An 18,312-nucleotide genomic window follows, 5' to 3' on the forward strand; every position below is an offset into this window, starting at 1 on the left:
ATTTTATGACAAAAATCACAGTAGTAGGAGCAGGTAGCTGGGGAACAGCGTTAGCGATGGTATTAGCTGACAATGGACATGATGTACGTATTTGGGGAAATCGCTCAGAACTTATGGATGAAATGAATACGAAACATGAGAATAGTCGATATCTCCCAGGCATTACATTGCCAAGCACAATCGTAGCCTACTCTTCTTTAGAAGAAGCATTAGTAGATGTAAATACAGTACTGCTAGTAGTACCGACGAAAGCGTACAGAGATGTATTACAAGAGATGAAAGAAATTGTTACAGAACCGATTACTTGGATTCATGCGAGTAAAGGGATTGAACCTGGTACGTCAAAACGTATTTCGGAAGTAATCGAGGAAGAAATTCCAGAGAACTTAATTAAAGATGTTGTTGTATTGTCTGGACCGAGTCATGCTGAAGAAGTTGGTTTACGACAAGCGACAACAGTTACGTCTGCAGCAAAGCGTATGGAAGCGGCTGAGGAAGTACAAGATTTATTCATGAATAGTTATTTCCGTGTATACACAAATCCAGATATTGTTGGAGTTGAACTTGGTGGTGCGTTAAAAAATATTATCGCATTAGCTGCTGGTATAACTGATGGTCTTGGATTAGGTGATAATGCAAAAGCGGCATTGATGACACGTGGTTTAACAGAGATTGCTCGTTTAGGAAGAAAAATGGGCGGGAATCCGTTAACGTTTGCTGGTCTAACTGGTATGGGAGACTTAATTGTAACTTGTACAAGTGTTCATAGCCGAAATTGGCGCGCTGGAAATATGCTTGGAAAAGGACATTCTTTAGAAGAAGTGTTAGAAAGCATGGGTATGGTTGTGGAAGGTGTAAGAACAACGAAAGCTGCTCATGAATTGGCAGAGAAAATGGAAGTTGAAATGCCGATTACAGCTGCTTTATATGACGTGCTGTTCAATGGGAATAACGTAAAAGATGCGGTAGGCTCATTAATGGGACGTGTTCGAAAACATGAAGTGGAAGCTATACCTGACTTACTGTAAAGAAAAGCGACAGAAGTACATTTGTACTTCTGTCGCTTTTTTATTTTATGGGTCTTTTCACCATTTATTTATTTTTGCATAGGATGAAGAGTAACTTGAGGAGAGGGTGAAAAGAATGGATAATAACATTTTTAATAATATTGAGAAGGAAGCGAAAGTAAATAAAGAGGATATTTTTAAATTAGCATCATCCGTGCAAAATGCGAATTTACGTGATGAAACTGTACTTCGTCAATTGATTCATCAAGTGGCTCTTATGGCGGGACGTGAAGTGCCGAAAGAGCAAGAGGATCAAATTGTAAAAGCGATTATTAATAATAATATGCCAGCGGATTTTGGCTCGTTAAGCAAAATGTTTAAAAAATAAATTATGAGAAACAAAGAGTTTGTAGATTGCATATGATAGCCATGAAAGAATGGGAATAGAGCTGTTTTTGGGCATATTTGGTCAACCGAAGCGAGAGATATAATCGCTTCGGTTTTATTTTTATCTAGATTGGTGGAAGATGCTGAAAAACCTATTGATTAAAGTTACATATTTGCGATTTGTAGTAAAATGTTCTTTTTGTATTTGTTTAAAGATTTTAATTTGTTAAAATAGTATAAAAATAGATTAATAAAAAGGGGTGTGTATATGTCAGAAGGGCTTATGAAAATGTGGTTGGCTTTAGGGGCAATTGGATTTATGTTTTTTGCAGTAAGTTTTATTTTATTAAGTAGACATAAAATAAAGAATAAATTTTTGAAAGGGATTACAGCGTTAGTAGCGTACACCCTTATGGTTGTGTCAGGAATTGTTATTTTTCTTGTTGTATTTAGTGGACCTGTACAGCAGTAAATGGAATGGTCTCGAAAATACTACATACGGAGCAAGTTATATTAGTATGAAAAGGTGATGCTAGTGAAAAAAGTCCATATTATTTTAATATTTTGTTGTATGAGCCTTTTAACGGGGTGTCTGTATCCGAAAGAAAATATGAAGCAAAATGCGGTTCCTTATGAAGATCAGCTACAGGTTGTTCAAAAAGCTGTTGTCACATTTAAGGAGCAAAATGATGGGATATTGCCAATTAAGACGAGGGATATGAGTACACCTATTTATCAAAAGTATCCAATCGATTTTCAACAGATTGCTCCGCGTTACATACAAGAAGCGCCAGGGAATGCATATGAAAGTGGAGGAGTATATCAATACGTATTAATAGACGTTGAAACAAATCCAACAGTAAAGTTAATTGATGTTAGGATGGCTGAACAAATTCAGGAATTATCTTTAAAACTTAGGATGTATCGTGATGAACATCAATATCCACCTTTTAAAAAAGTAATTTCAGATGGTGTATATGAATTGGATTTCAAAAAACTAGGATATAAAGATGTGCCACAAGTGACAAGTCCATATTCTGGTAAAGGGCTTCCTTTTGTAATTAATGAAAAAGGAGAAGTTTTTGTTGATTATAGAATCGACTTATATGACGCTTTGAAAAAAAATGAAGGGCAGTTTACGGAGGGAGAAGATATTCGAAATATACTTTCGAAAGGTTCCCCGTTTGTACCAGCTTATTCTTTACCGTACACAGTAAAGAACGGAGAACCAATTTTTTTAAAATCATAAGTCATGAACCTTTCTTTTAGTGAATAAGTTCTAGAAGAAAGGTTTTTTATGTTATACAACTTACGATGCAAACAAAAGATATTTTTTAATAGTCATATGAAATTGGACAAAATTATATGATATATTGTCCGAACTTCTAGAATACCATTATATTATATCAGATATTATAGGCAACGTTAGAGAAGGTATTAGTTGACTATAAACGCGGAATTATTCCCAAAAATTTTGAGGGAGGGAATCACTTGGAAAAGGTAGATATTTTTAAAGATATTGCAGAACGAACAGGCGGTGATATTTATTTTGGAGTTGTAGGAGCTGTTCGAACAGGGAAATCAACATTCATTAAAAAATTTATGGAACTTGTAGTTATTCCAAATATTGAGAATGAGTCTGACCGTCAAAGAGCGCAGGATGAATTGCCTCAAAGTGCTGCTGGTCGTACAATTATGACGACGGAACCGAAGTTTGTTCCAAACCAAGCGGTTTCTATCGAAGTAGATGAAGGACTTGAAGTGAACATTCGATTAGTAGATTGTGTTGGATATACGGTTCCAGGAGCGAAGGGCTATGAAGATGAGAATGGCCCGCGCATGATTAATACCCCTTGGTATGAAGAACCTATTCCATTCCATGAAGCTGCAGAAATCGGCACGCGTAAAGTAATTCAAGAACATTCAACAATTGGTGTTGTAATTACAACAGATGGAACAATTGGTGAAATTCCAAGAAGAGATTATATAGAGGCAGAAGAACGCGTTGTAAATGAGTTGAAAGAAGTAGGAAAACCTTTCATTATGATAATTAATACGGTACAGCCGTATCATCCAGATACAGAGCAATTACGCCAAAGTTTATCAGAAGAATATGATATCCCGGTTATTGCAATGAGTGTGGAGAGTTTAAGAGAAACAGATGTATATAATGTACTTCGTGAAGCACTATTTGAATTCCCTGTATTAGAAGTGAATGTGAACCTTCCGAGCTGGGTAATGGTGCTAAATGAAGGGCATTGGTTGCGTCAAAGTTATCAAGAAGCAGTTCAAGAAACTGTGAAGGATATAAAACGTCTTCGTGATGTGGATCGCGTTGTTTGGCAGTTTAGTCAATATGAATTTATTGATCGAGCGAGCCTAGCTGGCATTGATATGGGGCAAGGTGTGGCGGAGATTGATTTATATGCGCCAGATGAATTATATGATCAGATTTTAAAAGAAGTAGTAGGAGTAGAAATTCGAGGGAAAGATCATTTATTGAAGCTTATGCTCGATTTATCTCATGCGAAAATAGAATACGACCAAGTGGCAGATGCATTGCGTATGGTTAAGCAAACAGGATATGGTGTAGCAGCCCCTGCGCTAGCGGATATGAGCTTAGATGAGCCAGAAATTATTCGTCATGGTTCAAGGTTTGGTGTGAAGTTAAAAGCGGTAGCGCCATCTATTCATATGATTAAAGTAGATGTAGAGTCAACGTTTGAGCCGATCATTGGTACTGAAAAGCAAAGTGAAGAATTAGTTCGTTATTTAATGCAAGATTTTGAAGATGATCCGTTATCAATTTGGAATTCTGATATATTTGGACGTTCGCTTAGCTCGATTGTTCGAGAAGGAATTCAGGCGAAATTATCTTTAATGCCAGAAAATGCTAGATATAAATTAAAAGAAACGCTAGAAAGAATTATTAATGAAGGATCTGGCGGATTAATTGCGATTATACTATAAGAAAAATCCCTCTCACTGTAGAGGGGTTTTTTGTTTTTCCGATTATAAAATAGAAAAATAAACAGTCATTATCTAATACATTGTTGTAAATTGTCAAGTTTCATCAGATTTTCACATTTTCAGAGTAACAATTTCCTTAAAAATATTGAATTATAAAGGAGAATCGTATAATATAGGCGTTGATAATGATTTATCTACATCTTTGTAGTATAGAATTTGTAAAAATTGCCTACAAATGAAAGTAAGACTCATTTTATGATCATTATACAGTCTTATCTTTGGGAGGAGGTGAATGGCATGAACAAGACAGATTTAATCAATGCTGTTGCAGAAGCAAGTTCCCTTTCTAAAAAGGACGCAACAAAAGCAGTAGACGCTGTTTTTGATTCTATCTTAGAAGCTTTAAAACAAGGTGATAAAGTACAACTGATCGGATTCGGTAACTTCGAAGTTCGTGAGCGTGCGGCTCGTAAAGGTCGTAACCCACAAACAGGTGAGGAGATTGAAATCGCTGCAAGTAAAGTACCTGCATTCAAACCTGGTAAAGCGTTAAAAGATGCGGTTAAATAATCCTTACATATTAACAGGGAAGAAGAGTTTCCTTTTTGGGAACTCTTCTTTTTGCTTTTAAAAACATAAATATGCTAGAATGTGTTCGTATCACTTTTAGGTTTTCGGGAGGGCTAGCGGATGGCAAAAGTTAATTTAGAACAAATTGAACATGCAGTACGCCTTATTTTAGAGGCGATTGGGGATGATCCAAATCGTGAGGGAGTACTTGATACGCCAAAGCGTGTTGCAAAAATGTACGCAGAAGTGTTCTCAGGTATGCATGAAGATCCGAAAGAGCATTTGCATAAAGTATTCGGAGAAGATCACGAAGAGCTTGTACTAGTAAAAGATATCCCATTTTATTCGATGTGTGAGCATCATTTAGTTCCATTCTATGGAGTTGCTCACGTTGCATATATTCCGCAAGGTGGAAAGGTGACAGGGTTAAGTAAATTAGCTCGTACTGTAGATACAATTGCACGTCGTCCACAACTGCAAGAACGTATTACATCAACAGTAGCGAACTCTATTATGGAAGTACTAGAGCCTCATGGTGTAATGGTAGTAGTAGAAGCAGAACATATGTGTATGACGATGCGTGGTGTGAAAAAACCAGGTGCGAAAACAGTAACGACAGCAGTGCGTGGTGTGCTTGAAAATGATGCTGCAGCGCGCAGTGAAATTTTATCGTTTATTAAAGCGAAGTAAAGAAAAGCGGGAAACTGCTTTTCTTTTTTTTAGTAAATAAATGATATAGTTTTAGCTAGACAGAGTGAGATTAGAAAGATTGCTTACATGAATGGTAGGTGTAACCAAGTTTTGGTTATAGAAAATAGAGTGTATGTGTTATAATAAGTTTTATGAATTAGAAAACAAGGGTGATTTTTTGTGTGTGACATCTACGGAGGGTATGCGGGTATAAAAGAGAAATTGATGGAGAAATTACGCCATCCTTATTTTATAAACTATATTGAAGAACCATTTATTGATGAAGAAAAGATAGCATTGTTATATGGTGCTTTAAAGAGTGCAAACTTACATATAGAACAAATTGAGCATTACGTAGTAACAATTATGCTTGTACAAATTGCGCTTGATACGCATGAAAGGGTATCAAATAAAGCAGGCGAGGAAGAGATTGAATTCCATAAATGTCGTCAATTAACAGTACTTGCAGGCGATTACTATAGTGGACTATATTATTATTTATTGTCTATGAATCGTGATATTGTTTTAATTCGTGCACTTGCTGAAGGAATTAAAGAGATAAATGAACACAAAATTATGTTATACCAAAAAGCGCATGAAACGACGGATGACATAATGAAAAGCGTAGTAACGATTGAGTCTGCGCTCCTTCAAAAAACATGTGATCATTTTCATTTATCACATTGGAAGCCATTTATTACATACGTATTAGGTGGAAATCGCCTTCAAAAAGAAATTCAATTGTATGCTGATAAACAACATTCACCTGTTTTTCAAGCGGTGCAAGATGCTTTAGGGGATAAAGCAGAAGTAGTGATTAATGGTTGGATGATGGAATTGAGAAAGAAAGAAAAACAATTTTTAGAAAATCACACAGACGTAAATGAAATAAATTCTGTGTTAAGGGATAAATAGAAGACATAAGCAATTTTACATTGGAAGAAGGTACGAGCATGCAACAATCAAAAGAAGAAAGAGTACATGACGTATTTGAAAAGATTTCTGATAAATACGATGTGATGAATTCTGTAATTAGTTTTCAAAGACATAAAGCGTGGCGTAAAGAAACGATGCGAATTATGGATGTACAACCTGGCAGTAAAGCGCTTGATGTATGCTGCGGAACCGCAGATTGGACAATTGCGCTAGCTGGAGCGGTAGGTGAGCAAGGAAAGGTTGTTGGCTTAGACTTCAGTGAAAATATGTTATCTGTCGGTAAGCAAAAGGTAGAGGCGTTACAATTAAAACAAGTAGAACTTCTACATGGGAATGCAATGGAGCTTCCATTTGAAGATAATACGTTTGATTATGTAACAATTGGGTTTGGTTTACGTAACGTACCGGATTATATGCACGTATTAAAAGAAATGACGCGTGTAGTAAAACCAGGTGGAAAAGTAATCTGTTTAGAAACATCTCAACCAACAATGATTGGTTTTCGACAAGGGTATATTTTATACTTTAAATATATCATGCCGTTATTTGGAAAGATGTTTGCGAAAAGTTATAAAGAATATTCATGGCTTCAAGAATCTGCTAGTGCATTCCCAGGGATGAAAGAATTGGCCCAAATGTTTGAGCAAGCTGGACTTGAACGTGTGCAAGTGAAACCATTTACTTTTGGGGTAGCAGCGATGCATTTAGGTATTAAACCAGAATCAAAATAGAAAAAAGAAAAAAGAAGTTTTAGGTTAAGGTGAACAATATGAAGTTACAACTTATGTACTCTTTTTTACGATCGGATATTAATGTGATAGAAAAAGAATTAAAAAAGACAGTTGCTTCTGAACAGCCATTAGTAGAAGAAGCAGCATTACAACTTATTGAAGCTGGTGGGAAGCGAATTCGTCCTGTATTTGTGTTGCTTGCAGGGAAATTTGGAGATTATAAGTTAGATGCGATTAAGCATGTTGCTGTTGCGTTAGAGCTTATTCATATGGCTTCTCTTGTTCACGATGATGTTATTGATGCTGCATTTTTACGACGCGGCAGTGCGACTGTGAATGCGAAATGGGGAGATCGTATTGCGATGTATACAGGGGACTATTTGTTCGCTAAGTCTCTTGAATGTATAACAAATATCGAAATCCCAGAGGCGCATCAAGCGTTATCACATACTATTTTAGAAGTCTGTAAAGGTGAAATTGAACAAATTAAAGATAAATACAATTATGACCAAAATTTAAGAACGTATTTAAGAAGAATAAAGCGAAAAACAGCATTATTAATTGCCGCGAGTTGTCAATTGGGAGCGATTGCTGCTGGTGCTAATCGTGATACAGTAAATCGTCTATTTTGGTATGGGTATTTTGTAGGAATGTCTTATCAAATTATTGATGACATTTTAGACTTCGTTTCCACAGAAGAGAAACTTGGAAAACCTGCTGGTGGAGATTTATTACAAGGAAACATAACGCTCCCTGCTTTATATGCGATGGAAGATCCAGTACTTCGTCAAAAAATCACATCTGTACATGAAAATACAACAGCAAGTGAAATGCAAGAAATTATTGATGCTGTAAAAAATAGTCCAGCAATTGATCAAGCATTTGCGTTTAGTGAACGTTATTTACATAAAGCTTTAGAAATAATAAAACCACTCCCACGTGGAAAAGCAAAGTATGCATTACAAAATGTTGCAAAGTATATTGGAAAACGAAAATTTTAATGTTTATTCTAAAAAATAAAATAATCTCTCTATTTCAAAACTATTGCACAATTGTGATAAGGGTGATAATATGTGTGTGGGGATATACAATTACATACATAATTCAGAAGTGGAGAGATTTTTTATGGAAAAAACATTTCTAATGGTAAAACCAGACGGTGTACAACGTGCCTTCATTGGGGAAATTGTAGCTCGTTTTGAGAAAAAAGGATTTCAATTAGTTGGTGCAAAATTAATGCAAGTCACTCCGGAAATTGCTGGACAACACTACGCTGAGCATAAGGAAAAACCTTTCTTTGGTGAGTTAGTAGACTTTATTACATCTGGACCTGTATTCGCAATGGTATGGCAAGGTGAAGGTGTAGTAGATACAGCGCGTAACATGATGGGGAAAACAAGACCACATGAAGCAGCTCCTGGAACAATTCGTGGAGATTTCGGTGTAACTGTTGCGAAAAATATTATTCATGGTTCTGATTCTTTAGAAAGCGCAGAGCGCGAGATTGCTATTTTCTTTAAAGAAGAAGAATTAGTTGACTACTCAAAATTAATGAATGAATGGATTTACTAATTATTTTGAAATAATTTGTAAACGCTTTAATCACTGTGATAATAGTAAAAAGTGCAAGGAGAATAGGGGTATTCTTCTTGCACTTTTTTTATTTTCAATTAGTTACGAAGTTTGAGCTGTTATGATATATTGATATTTAAATTAGGCCTATCGGAAATATAGAATAAGAAAATGGTCGATTTATGATATAATTTCTTTAATATTTTTAGAATGATAAAAGTTAATATAGTGAGATAAATACATATACGAAAAGAGGAATAACGTATGCGATATATTACGGCTGGTGAATCTCATGGTCCGCAACTTACAACGATTATAGAAGGTGTTCCAGCAGGATTGTCTTTAGTAGCGGATGATATAAACGAAGAGTTAGCTAGAAGGCAAAAGGGATATGGGCGTGGTAGACGCATGCAAATTGAAACGGATCAAGTGCAAATTTTAAGTGGTGTTAGACATGGAGAAACATTAGGTTCCCCTATTGCACTCGTTGTTGAAAATCGTGATTTTGCCCATTGGACAAAAATTATGGGGGCAGAGCCTTTAACTGAGCAGGAAGAAAAAGAGATAAAAAGGAAAGTGACAAAACCAAGGCCTGGGCATGCTGATTTAAATGGTGCAATTAAATATGGTCATAGAGATATGAGGAATGTACTGGAACGTTCGTCAGCGCGCGAAACGACGGTGCGTGTTGCTGCTGGTGCGGTTGCTAAAAAGGTGTTAGCAGAACTTGGTATTAAAGTGGCGGGCCATGTAATTGAAATTGGCGGTGTACAAGCTAAGGAGGTTACGTATAGTTCAATTGAAGAATTAAAGAGTATTACAGAAGCATCTCCTGTACGTTGCTTAGATGACGAAGCTGGTAACCAAATGATGAAAGCGATTGATGATGCGAAAGCAAATGGTGATTCAATTGGTGGAATCGTTGAAGTAATTGTGGAAGGAATGCCAATTGGAGTAGGTAGCTACGTGCATTATGATCGAAAACTGGATGCGAAATTAGCAGCTGCAATTATGAGTATTAATGCTTTTAAAGGTGTCGAGATTGGAATTGGTTTTGAAGCAGCGCATAGACCGGGAAGTGAAGTTCATGATGAAATTCTATGGAATGAGGAGCATGGATATACAAGAAGAACAAATAATGCAGGTGGATTAGAAGGCGGTATGACGACTGGAATGCCAATTGTTGTGCGCGGTGTGATGAAACCGATACCTACACTTTATAAACCTCTTCAAAGTGTAGATATTGATACGAAAGAGCCTTTTACAGCGAGCATTGAACGTTCAGATAGTTGTGCAGTGCCAGCAGCTAGTGTCGTTGCAGAAGCGGTTGTGGCTTGGGAATTAGCAACAGCTTTAATAGAACAATTCGGATTAGATCGTATGGAACTAATTCGTGAAAATATTGAGAAACATAATGAATATGCGAGGGGATTTTAATGGGAAACATACATATTCAAACGAAATCAAAAGAATATGATGTACATGTTGGTAAAGAAGCGTTGTCAAACTTAACAATGATCGTTCAAAATATGCAGCCAGCTGTATCTAACGTAATGATCATTTCAGATGAAGCTGTTGCATCACTACATTTACAGACAGTTATCGATGCATTACAAGTGGAGCAGGACGTGTTTTCGTTTGTTGTACCAAGTGGCGAAAAAGAGAAGTCTTTCGAAAATTTCTATGCGGCTCATACGTCAGCTCTTGAAAATAAATTAGATAGAAATTCTTTAATTCTTGCACTTGGAGGCGGAATGATTGGAGATTTAGCTGGTTTTGTTGCCGCATCTTTTATGCGGGGTATTCGCTTTGTGCAGGTTCCGACGACTTTATTAGCGCACGATAGCGCAGTAGGTGGGAAAGTAGCGATTAATCATCCGTTAGGTAAAAATATGATTGGTGCATTCCATCAGCCAGAAGCGGTTGTATATCATACACCGTTTTTACAGTCTCTTCCTGAAAAAGAGTGGCGTTCAGGTTATGCAGAGGTGATAAAGCATGCTCTTATTGGTGATGTGGAGCTATATCATTGGTTAAAAGAAGAAGTGCAAACATTAGCGGATCTTCGTGATGAGAAGTTAATCCATATATTAACGAAGGCGATTCCTATAAAGGCAAATGTTGTGTCACAAGATGAAACAGAGAAGGGTGTACGTGCCCATTTGAACTTTGGACATACGTTAGGACATGCTCTTGAAAAAGAGCTAGGGTATGGGAATATTACTCACGGTGACGGCGTAGCGGTTGGAATGTTATTCGCCATATTTTTAAGTGAGCAAGTGTACAAGGTTGATCTTGCTTATGAAGATATGAAGCAGTGGTTCTTGAAATACGGCTATCCAAAAATGCCAAGAGATTTGAATGTAGAGCGCCTCGTTCAATTGATGAAACAAGATAAGAAAGCAAATGCAGGAGCAATTCATATGGTGCTTATGCAGGAATATGGGGTAGTGAATGTCGTATCTATTTCAGATGAGACTGTTCATATTGCGTTAGAGGCATTTCAAAAAGATATGGTTTAAAATGATAGCGAAGTGTTGTGAAGTGCTCATTTAGAGGTATTCTCGTAATAGTGACGGTTATGATAAAAGATTACAGTAAGGGGCTATAACTGTATTGTAATCAAATTGAATGAAATGACTGGGGGAAGAAAAATGAGAGTGAAAGAGCAATTGTTAACTTTGAGAGCGTATGTGCCTGGGAAAAACATTGAAGAAGTAAAAAGGGAATATGGATTATCGAAAATTGTGAAATTAGCATCGAACGAAAATCCATTCGGTTGCTCAGCGCGTGTGACAGAAGCATTAACTTCTTTAGCGAGCCAATATGCCCTTTATCCAGATGGATATGCCTTTGAACTTCGGACAAAAGTAGCGGAACATTTAGGTGTAAAAGCAGAACAACTACTATTTGGTAGTGGATTAGATGAAGTCATTCAAATGATTAGCCGAGCGTTACTACATGAAGGAACAAACGTTGTAATGGCGAATCCTACGTTTTCACAATATCATCACCATGCTGTTATTGAAGGAGCAGAAGTTCGTGAAGTATCACTTAAAGACGGTATTCACGATTTAGATGCAATGCTAGAGCAAGTAGATGATAAAACGAAAATTGTATGGATTTGTAATCCGAATAATCCGACAGGTACATATGTTGAGAAACAAAAATTACTTTCATTTTTAGAATCAGTTCCTAAGTCGGCTCTCGTTATTATGGACGAAGCATATTATGAATACGCGGAAGCAGAAGACTATCCGCAAACATTGCCACTTCTTGAAAAGTATGAAAATCTTATGGTTTTACGCACGTTTTCAAAAGCATATGGTTTAGCTGCTTTTCGTATCGGATATGCGATTGGGGATGCGAAGTTAATCGGACAGCTAGAAGTAGCGAGGTTACCATTCAATACATCAACTGTAGCGCAATCTGTAGCACTCGCTGCATTAGAAGATCAAGCCTTTTTACAAGATTGTGTGAAAAAGAATGCTGAAGGTCTAAATCAGTATTATGCATTTTGTAAAGAATATAACGTATTCTATTATCCATCTCAAACAAATTTCATTTTCTTAAAACTTGGTATACCAGGTAATGAAGCTTTCGAACGATTAATGAAAAAAGGATATATCGTTCGTTCTGGTGCTGCATTTGGTATCGATGATGGTATTCGTATTACTGTCGGTTTGAAAGAAGAAAATGATGAAATTATAGAGTTGCTGAAAGAGCTTGTAAATGAGCAAGTACAGAAAGAAGAAACATATTCTTAAGAGATTGTGAAGGCTCCTATTATAGGAGCCTTTTTTATCGTATTAAAAATAAAGGTTGAAGACTGGTAATTAAGTTGTTCTGTAAATCACGGTTTGTATGGCTTGATAATTAGTGAGAGAAGTTATTTGCACGGTCATAAAAGAAAGCGGTACAATAGAAGATGATGATAAGGTATCGGTGTCATATCCGAACCTTTTGAACAATTACCTACTCTGTAAGAAGAAGTATAAGAAGAAGCATGCTCATTCTAAAGGTTGCGTTCTAACAGTGAGTTGCTTATGATAAATGAACAGAAGAGAATATTTTTTAGAATTAAAGGAGACGTTTATGCAAAAGTTTGAACAAGCTGTTTCATATATTGAAAATGGTGAAGCGGAAAAAGGATTACAATTATTAAAAGAACAATTAAAAATTGCAAATGATGAAGAGAAGTATGATATCGCTCGTTACTATCATACACTTGGATTTACAGATGAGGCATTAGCGATTACTGAAGACTTACGTTTACTGTATCCGGAAGAAAGTGAATTCACTGTATTTTTAGCAGAATTATATATTGATCTAGATAAAGAAGATGAAGCGATTGAAGTACTTCATGATATTCCAGAAAATGACGATTTATATGTTCAATCGTTATTACTTGTTGCAGATTTATTCCAAATGCAAGGTTTTGATGATGTAGCAGAGCAAAAACTATTAAAGGCGAAAGAAATGATGCCTGATGAACCTGTTATTACGTTTGGGTTAGCAGAATTATATAGTAGTAAAGGTGAAGAACAAAAGGCAATTACTTATTATGAATCGCTATTAGCTGAACATAAAGTAATGGGTGGTGTTGTGATCGCACTTCGCCTTGCAGAAACGTTAAGTGCGATTGGAAACTGGGAAGAGGCGATTTCTTATTATGAAGCAGGCCTAGAGGAACAAAAAGATATTCACTCATTATTTGGATATGCCTTCACATTATACCAAGGTGAAGAATATCAGAGAGCAATCGGTGCTTGGCAAGAACTAAAAGAATTAGACCCTGAGTACGCATCACTGTACATGTATTTAGCGAAAAGCTATGAAAAAGAAGGAATGCTTCAAGAAAGCTATGAAACGCTTCATGAAGGAATTAAAGTAGATGAGCTTTCAGTTCCGTTTTATGTAGAGTTAGCGAACATTGCGGCGAAATTAGGAAAAATAGTAGAAGCAGAGGAAGTTCTTCAAAAAGCACTTGAGTTAGACCCAGGGCATTTAGGCGCAACATTAAAATATGCGTATATCTTAAAAGGACAAGAAAAGTACGAAGAGTTAATTGCAATTGTAGAGCGTGCTATTGATAGTGGAGAACCAGATACACAACTACTTTGGGACCTTGCGTATGCAAAAAAACAATTAGAAATGTATTCGGATGCATTAAAACACTATGAAAGTGCATATACTTCTTTTAAGAATCATCCAGACTTCTTAGAAGAATACGGTTATTTCTTATTGGAAGAAGGAAAGCGAAAAGAGGCGAAAGAAGTATTTACCCAGTTATTACAACTAGACCCGACACAAATTCATATTGAAGAGTTGTTATATAATTTAGAGGATTTTTCATAAGTTGGAAGGAAACTGAATGCCGCTTCTTGAATCTAAAAAGAAAAGAGAAAGACAGAGGAGGGACTTAATTGCTATGAATACCCCTGTTTCTGTAAACGAGAAGAAGGATTTTGTAAAATGGTTTTTGAATAATTACCAACTGAAACAGCGTGAATGTGTATGGATTCTGAATTATTTAATGAGTCACGACCAATTGATGCATAAAGTCCACTTCGTAGAGCATGCAAAATATTGTCCGCGTGGCTTAGTGATGTCAGCGAATTGTGTGAAAGACACACCGTTTCACTTTTTTAAACAAAATGTTATGACAACAGATGCTGAAAAATCGTTTCATGATATTCGTTTAAATCGAGATGAAGATATTTATATTCAACTCAACTTTAAATCATCGTTTCAAAATGCGAATTATGTAGCTGTATTAGAAGAAAACCCATATCTACCAAAGCATATTGAAGTAAATGAAAAAGATCGTTTACTTGCAGAAAGGTTTTTGGAAGAAAGTGTATTTTCATTTAGGAGAGAACGCCTTTTGAAACAAATTGATGAAGCGTTAGATAAGCAAGATAAGGAAGCGTTTCATAGATTAACGGCCGAGTTAAAGACTTTATAGAATTTATTTGGATTAATAAATTTTTACAAATTTCAGACTTTCACCAAGAAAAACTACCTATATTGGGTAGTTTTTCTTTTTTTACCTCTTTTAGTATGGTTTAATATATATAAAGTGAAAGTTCTGTCATTTGTAAGTGAAGGAGGGAAGGAATTTGAAGTGGAGTGTAAAAGATGTGGAACAGTTTGAACAAGCAAGAGAGTATGTTGATACAGGAGTAATACCGCTTTTATCAATTTCGGCAGCACAAGAAATGAAAATGGTTGTAGAACAAGGTGAATTTATCGAATTGTTGAGCACGGAATTGGAAAGAGAGTATAAAGGAAGAGTGCTTTTACTACCTGCGTTTACGTATTTGGTAGAAAGTCAAAAGAATGAAAAAGGTCGTTTGCAAGAATGGACAAATCATTTACGAAGCGAAGGTTTTAAGCATATTGCTTATGTTACAAGTGATTTTTCATGGAAAGAGGATATGCAAGAGTTACAGGGAGATTTATTTTGGTTTCCTTCATTAGCATTAGAACAATTTAGTGATCAAGCAAAAAGAGAAGTTATTCATGCACATATAAAAAATATAATGGTGATGTTGGAAGAGAAGTGGGGAAACTCACAATAAACAGAAAGTTCTTATTATTATGAGTAGTATGATATTGACCTGTGCATGAGCGTATTATATCATGATAGTGTCCTAGTTTTTATTTTTTATATAATTTATCACGAGGGGACAATTTCTGATAGAGGGGGGAAATTTTCGTGAGCGAGAAAGAACATCGCGTGTCAAGAAGACAATTTTTAAATTACACACTCACAGGGGTAGGAGGCTTTATGGCTGCCGGTATTTTAATGCCGATGACGCGATTTGCGCTTGATCCGGTGTTAAGAAAAGAAGCCGGAACAGATATGGTTGCTGTTGCGCAAGTAAAGGATATTACAACAGAGCCGAAGCGTTTCGATTTTAAAGTGAAACAGGTTGATGGTTGGTACAAGTCTGAAGAACCAAAATCGGCTTGGGTTCATAAAGATGAAAGCGGAGACATTGTTGCGTTCTCTCCAGTATGTAAACATTTAGGATGTACAGTTAACTGGAATTCGGACAAAGCACATCCGAATCAATTCTTTTGTCCATGTCACGGGGGGCGTTATACAAAAGATGGGATGAACATTAAAGGTACGCCACCCCTTGCTCCGCTGGATGTGTACGAGTCTAAAGTGAAAGATGGAACGCTGTATCTAGGAAAAGCGAAGCCAAGAGGGGGTGCAAAGTAGATGTTAAATAAAATTTATGATTGGGTAGATGAAAGATTAGATATTACACCGATATGGCGTGATATCGCTGATCATGAAGTACCTGAACATGTAAACCCGGCACATCACTTTTCTGCATTCGTCTATTGCTTTGGAGGACTTACCTTTTTCGTTACTGTAATTCAAATTTTATCTGGAATGTTTTTGACGATGTATTATGTGCCTGATATTAAAAATGCTTGGGAATCAGTTTACTATTTACAAAATGAAGTTGCTTATGGGCAAATTGTTCGTGGTATGCACCACTGGGGTGCTAGTCTCGTAATTGTAATGATGTTTTTACATACACTCAGAGTTTTCTTCCAAGGTGCGTATAAAAAGCCCCGTGAGTTAAACTGGATTGTTGGTGTTCTTATTTTCTTTGTTATGTTAGGTCTTGGTTTTACCGGATATTTATTACCGTGGGATATGAAAGCTTTATTTGCTACAAAAGTAGGGATTCAAATTGCAGAGCAAACACCGCTCATTGGTCCTTATATTAAAACATTACTCGCTGGTCATTCCGAAATTGTTGGCGCTCAAACATTAACTCGCTTCTTTGCTATTCACGTCTTCTTCTTACCAGCAGCACTTCTAGGTTTAATGGCCTTCCACTTCATCATGATTCGCAAACAAGGTATTTCCGGTCCACTATAAGAGATTGCTAAATTAAAGGGGAAAGAACTAAAGGAGGGAGATTATGCATCGCGGCAAAGGGATGAAGTTTGTAGGAGATTCTCGGGTACCGGTAGCTCGGAAACCAAATATTCCAAAAGACTATTCTGAATACCCAGGGAAAACAGAAGCATTTTGGCCGAACTTCTTGTTAAAAGAATGGATGGTTGGTGCAGTTTTTTTAATCGGTTATTTATGTTTAACAGTGGCGCATCCGTCGCCGCTTGAGAGAATGGCGGATCCAACAGATGCTGGATATATACCACTTCCAGATTGGTATTTCTTATTCTTGTATCAGTTATTAAAGTATTCTTATGCTTCCGGTTCATTTACTGTAATTGGAGCGTTTATTATGCCAGGGATTGCGTTTGGTGCATTACTGTTAGCTCCATTTCTTGATCGAGGTCCAGAAAGACGTCCATTGAAGCGTCCTGTAGCAACTGGATTTATGCTTTTAGCAATTGCATCGATTATCTTTTTAACTTGGGAATCTGTAGCACACCACGACTGGGAAGCTGCAAAGAAACAAGGAGCAATTGTAAAAACCGCGCCAGTTGATAAAAATGATGATGGCTATAAATTAATGCAAAAAAATACTTGTTTAACATGTCATGGTGACAACTTACAGGGCGGGGCGGCAGCACCAGCACTGCAAAACTTAACTTTAAAGCCAGAAGAAATTGCTAAAATTGCGAAAGATGGAAAAGGTTCCATGCCTAAAGGTGTATTTAAAGGTACAGATGAGGAACTGAAGAAGCTTTCGGAATTCGTTGCAAAGTATAATAAAAAATAATAAAAAGCTGACTACAAAATTTGTAGTCAGCTTTTCTATTTAGTTGGATGAAGTTTGTTATAATAGAGTAGGATTTAGTGAATGAATTACTTTGCTTGAAAGGTGTTGGACATACAGATTGGTGTACTTGTATGCAATGTTAAGACAACGCTCGGTATTATTATTTTTATTGGTTGTTAACATATTAGGTACAATTTACGGGTTTATATGGTACGGAAATCAACTGAAAGAAACGTCACCTATATTTTGGCCGTTTGTACCAGATAGTCCTATGGCGAGTCTCTTTTTTGTCTTTGTTTTAATTGCTTTTTTGACAAAGAGAAACTGGGGATTAATAGAAGCGCTAGCGATTGTTACTTTAATAAAATATGGTATTTGGGCTGTTGTTGTAAATGCGATTATGATTTACGTAAAAGGTCCTATTGGCCTTATGGGCTACATGTTAATGCTTTCGCACTTTGCGATGGCAGTGCAAGGTGTTTTATATGCTCCATTTTACCGTATAAAAAAATGGCATTTTATAGTAGCGGGTGTGTGGACGTTGCATAACGATGCAATTGATTATTTATTTTGGCAAATGCCACGATATGGAATTATGCATTTGTTTGTAGAGGAAATTGGTTATTTTACGTTTTGGTTAAGCGTTGCTGTACTATGTATTACATATTATTGTTGCTTACGTGAGCACAGGAAACAATTTTCTTTATGATGGTTAGAACATTTAGGGGG

General features: G+C 36.4%; 21 protein-coding genes. All 21 read left to right on the forward strand.

Features of this window, described 5'->3' with window-relative positions; translation table 11 throughout:
• The first annotated feature begins 5 nt into the window (after positions 1 to 5).
• Complete coding sequence (locus tag ATL10_RS01895) at positions 6 to 1,028, forward strand: NAD(P)H-dependent glycerol-3-phosphate dehydrogenase (protein WP_000161783.1); 1,023 nt, start codon at positions 6 to 8, stop codon at positions 1,026 to 1,028.
• Between the two features lie 115 nt (positions 1,029 to 1,143).
• Positions 1,144 to 1,395 (forward strand): stage VI sporulation protein F, encoded by a 252-nt coding sequence (locus ATL10_RS01900; protein WP_000369753.1) that lies wholly within the window; start codon positions 1,144 to 1,146, stop codon positions 1,393 to 1,395.
• Positions 1,396 to 1,662: 267 nt separating this feature from the next.
• Positions 1,663 to 1,866 carry a DUF2768 domain-containing protein gene (locus ATL10_RS01905; RefSeq protein WP_001289005.1) on the forward strand — a complete coding sequence of 68 codons (204 nt, stop codon included), beginning with the start codon at positions 1,663 to 1,665 and terminating at the stop codon, positions 1,864 to 1,866.
• Between the two features lie 63 nt (positions 1,867 to 1,929).
• The gene (locus ATL10_RS01910) at positions 1,930 to 2,643 is read left to right on the forward strand and encodes a hypothetical protein (RefSeq protein WP_000755480.1); all 714 of its coding nucleotides are present in this window, start codon (positions 1,930 to 1,932) and stop codon (positions 2,641 to 2,643) included.
• A gap of 242 nt (positions 2,644 to 2,885) precedes the next feature.
• Positions 2,886 to 4,364, forward strand: coding sequence for a stage IV sporulation protein A (gene spoIVA / locus ATL10_RS01915; protein WP_000416519.1), 1,479 nt, complete (start codon positions 2,886 to 2,888; stop codon positions 4,362 to 4,364).
• A 297-nt stretch (positions 4,365 to 4,661) separates the two neighbouring features.
• Entirely contained in the window at positions 4,662 to 4,934 is a 273-nt protein-coding gene (locus tag ATL10_RS01920) for an HU family DNA-binding protein (protein WP_001043860.1), read from the forward strand.
• 120 nt (positions 4,935 to 5,054) lie between these two features.
• Positions 5,055 to 5,624, forward strand: a complete 570-nt coding sequence (folE, locus tag ATL10_RS01925; RefSeq protein ID WP_001151481.1) for a GTP cyclohydrolase I FolE — start codon at positions 5,055 to 5,057, stop codon at positions 5,622 to 5,624.
• 180 nt (positions 5,625 to 5,804) lie between these two features.
• Complete coding sequence (locus tag ATL10_RS01930) at positions 5,805 to 6,539, forward strand: heptaprenyl diphosphate synthase component 1 (RefSeq protein WP_053564889.1); 735 nt, start codon at positions 5,805 to 5,807, stop codon at positions 6,537 to 6,539.
• A gap of 38 nt (positions 6,540 to 6,577) precedes the next feature.
• Positions 6,578 to 7,291 carry a 2-heptaprenyl-1,4-naphthoquinone methyltransferase gene (menG, locus tag ATL10_RS01935; RefSeq protein ID WP_001187668.1) on the forward strand — a complete coding sequence of 238 codons (714 nt, stop codon included), beginning with the start codon at positions 6,578 to 6,580 and terminating at the stop codon, positions 7,289 to 7,291.
• Between the two features lie 38 nt (positions 7,292 to 7,329).
• A complete protein-coding gene (gene hepT / locus ATL10_RS01940) occupies positions 7,330 to 8,292 on the forward strand; it encodes a heptaprenyl diphosphate synthase component II (protein ID WP_000776079.1) in 963 nt (320 codons plus the stop codon).
• A gap of 124 nt (positions 8,293 to 8,416) precedes the next feature.
• Positions 8,417 to 8,863: a nucleoside-diphosphate kinase gene (gene ndk / locus ATL10_RS01945; protein ID WP_000415883.1), complete on the forward strand. Its 447-nt coding sequence runs from the start codon at positions 8,417 to 8,419 to the stop codon at positions 8,861 to 8,863.
• Positions 8,864 to 9,127: 264 nt separating this feature from the next.
• Positions 9,128 to 10,300, forward strand: coding sequence for a chorismate synthase (gene aroC, locus ATL10_RS01950; RefSeq protein ID WP_001269379.1), 1,173 nt, complete (start codon positions 9,128 to 9,130; stop codon positions 10,298 to 10,300).
• On the forward strand, positions 10,300 to 11,385 hold the full coding sequence (gene aroB / locus ATL10_RS01955; protein ID WP_098509110.1) for a 3-dehydroquinate synthase: 1,086 nt from the start codon (positions 10,300 to 10,302) through the stop codon (positions 11,383 to 11,385). The genes aroC and aroB overlap by 1 nt, the downstream gene beginning before the upstream one ends.
• Positions 11,386 to 11,517: 132 nt before the next feature.
• Positions 11,518 to 12,630, forward strand: a complete 1,113-nt coding sequence (hisC, locus tag ATL10_RS01960; protein WP_001264022.1) for a histidinol-phosphate transaminase — start codon at positions 11,518 to 11,520, stop codon at positions 12,628 to 12,630.
• A 328-nt stretch (positions 12,631 to 12,958) separates the two neighbouring features.
• Positions 12,959 to 14,221: a tetratricopeptide repeat protein gene (locus ATL10_RS01965; protein WP_001168673.1), complete on the forward strand. Its 1,263-nt coding sequence runs from the start codon at positions 12,959 to 12,961 to the stop codon at positions 14,219 to 14,221.
• 73 nt (positions 14,222 to 14,294) lie between these two features.
• On the forward strand, positions 14,295 to 14,831 hold the full coding sequence (locus ATL10_RS01970) for a ReoY family proteolytic degradation factor (protein ID WP_001095925.1): 537 nt from the start codon (positions 14,295 to 14,297) through the stop codon (positions 14,829 to 14,831).
• 154 nt (positions 14,832 to 14,985) lie between these two features.
• Positions 14,986 to 15,447, forward strand: coding sequence for a YpiF family protein (locus tag ATL10_RS01975; RefSeq protein WP_000872171.1), 462 nt, complete (start codon positions 14,986 to 14,988; stop codon positions 15,445 to 15,447).
• A gap of 137 nt (positions 15,448 to 15,584) precedes the next feature.
• Positions 15,585 to 16,097 carry a menaquinol-cytochrome c reductase iron-sulfur subunit gene (gene qcrA / locus ATL10_RS01980; protein ID WP_001290420.1) on the forward strand — a complete coding sequence of 171 codons (513 nt, stop codon included), beginning with the start codon at positions 15,585 to 15,587 and terminating at the stop codon, positions 16,095 to 16,097.
• Positions 16,098 to 16,772 (forward strand): menaquinol-cytochrome c reductase cytochrome b subunit, encoded by a 675-nt coding sequence (gene qcrB / locus ATL10_RS01985; RefSeq protein WP_000932700.1) that lies wholly within the window; start codon positions 16,098 to 16,100, stop codon positions 16,770 to 16,772.
• Positions 16,773 to 16,815: 43 nt separating this feature from the next.
• The gene (gene qcrC, locus ATL10_RS01990; protein ID WP_000554601.1) at positions 16,816 to 17,583 is read left to right on the forward strand and encodes a menaquinol-cytochrome c reductase cytochrome b/c subunit; all 768 of its coding nucleotides are present in this window, start codon (positions 16,816 to 16,818) and stop codon (positions 17,581 to 17,583) included.
• A 118-nt stretch (positions 17,584 to 17,701) separates the two neighbouring features.
• The gene (gene lhaT, locus ATL10_RS01995; RefSeq protein WP_000262838.1) at positions 17,702 to 18,292 is read left to right on the forward strand and encodes a lipoprotein heptaprenylglyceryl N-acetyltransferase LhaT; all 591 of its coding nucleotides are present in this window, start codon (positions 17,702 to 17,704) and stop codon (positions 18,290 to 18,292) included.
• Positions 18,293 to 18,312 lie beyond the last annotated feature (20 nt).

It is taken from the genome of Bacillus sp. 196mf (assembly GCF_003217275.1).
In the GTDB taxonomy this organism is placed as follows: domain Bacteria; phylum Bacillota; class Bacilli; order Bacillales; family Bacillaceae_G; genus Bacillus_A; species Bacillus_A thuringiensis_S.